This window comes from Sulfolobus sp. B1 (assembly GCF_007050195.1).
GTDB lineage: Archaea > Thermoproteota > Thermoprotei_A > Sulfolobales > Sulfolobaceae > Saccharolobus.
Window position 1 is genome coordinate 1 of the sequence record NZ_QIMI01000255.1, and the last position, 1,228, is coordinate 1,228.

Here is a 1,228-nt window from a genome sequence, read left to right on the forward strand (position 1 = left end):
AGGGAAATAACGATTCAAGATGTAGAAAAAATAATCAAGATAGGTTACGAGCATAGGGATACCCCTATAACTAAGCCCGTTTATTGGGTTGGGGTCAGAGGTGACCCCTGGTAATTTGAGGTGATCAAGTCATGGTTGAAAAAGAAATAGAAGAAAAGGTTTATAAGTCAATAGTTAAGACAATCAAAGATGCCCCATTAGAAGAGTTCTATACGTCCGGACATAGAACGTGTCAAGGATGTGAATCTGCATTAGTGATGAGATTTTTAGCTAAAGCTGCAGGTCCTAGAACTATAGTAATAGGAGCCACTGGATGTATGTATGTTGCCAACACCACTTATTATACTACGTCTTGGATTGTACCATGGGTTCACACACAGTTAGGAGGATCAGGAGCAGCAGCATTAGGAACTGCTGCAGCTTTAAGAGCATTAATGAGAAAAGGCAAGATTAAGCAAGAGCCAATAAATGTAATAGCGTTCTACGGAGACTTAGGCTGTGCAGATATGGGATTATCTGGAGTATCTAATGCGATGACATACAATTATAACCTAGTAATAGTTCTATACGATAACGAATCCTCAGCCAATACTGATATACAAGAGACTAGTATGACTCCTTATGGAGCACAAACTTCTTTCAGTAGACCTGGCAAGCAAAGAAGAATAATGAAGGTTAGATGGAAGAAGAGTGTTGTGCCGATGATAATTGCTGGGCACAGAAACGTTAAATACGCAGCAACTATGACACCAGCCTATCCATTAGACTCGATTAATAAGTTTAGAAAGGCTCTAGCTATAGGTGGACCTACATTCATACACTCTCTAGATCCATGCCCTAAAGGATGGGATTATGATCCAAAGTTCTCTCATGAGCTGGGAGTATTAGCAGTGGAGACTGGGATATGGCCACTATACGAGTACATTAATGGGGAGATAGTATATAACGAGCCTACTAAGAGTATAATTGAGGGGAGGATTAAGAGAAAACCAGTAAAGGAGTATTTAGAAAAACAAGGTAGATTCTCACACTTCACTGAGGAAGATGTAGAATACTTCCAGAAGATGGTAGATGAGATGTATGAGGAGTGGGAGATTCCTGCAGTAATGCCTATAAAATCAGTTAACGTTAAAATAAGTGATAAATAAATAAAGAAGAAAAGATAATTATCTTTTTTTATAATAATACTGAGGGGTCAATTTTATATCTCTCGATTATTCTTGATATA

1 protein-coding gene is annotated in these 1,228 nt (G+C 38.2%); it reads left to right on the forward strand.

The genetic code is table 11. The annotated features are described in order from the left end of the window. The first annotated feature begins 131 nt into the window (after nt 1-131). Nucleotides 132-1,148 carry a thiamine pyrophosphate-dependent enzyme gene (locus tag DMP16_RS09980; RefSeq protein WP_143577198.1) on the forward strand — a complete coding sequence of 339 codons (1,017 nt, stop codon included), beginning with the start codon at nt 132-134 and terminating at the stop codon, nt 1,146-1,148. The last annotated feature ends 80 nt before the right edge of the window (nt 1,149-1,228 follow it).

What these genes read in the sequence shown, in the direction of transcription:
- DMP16_RS09980 (WP_143577198.1), top strand. Translation starts at nt 132, where the DNA reads ATGGTTGAAAAAGAAATAGAAGAAAAGGTTTATAAGTCAATAGTTAAG.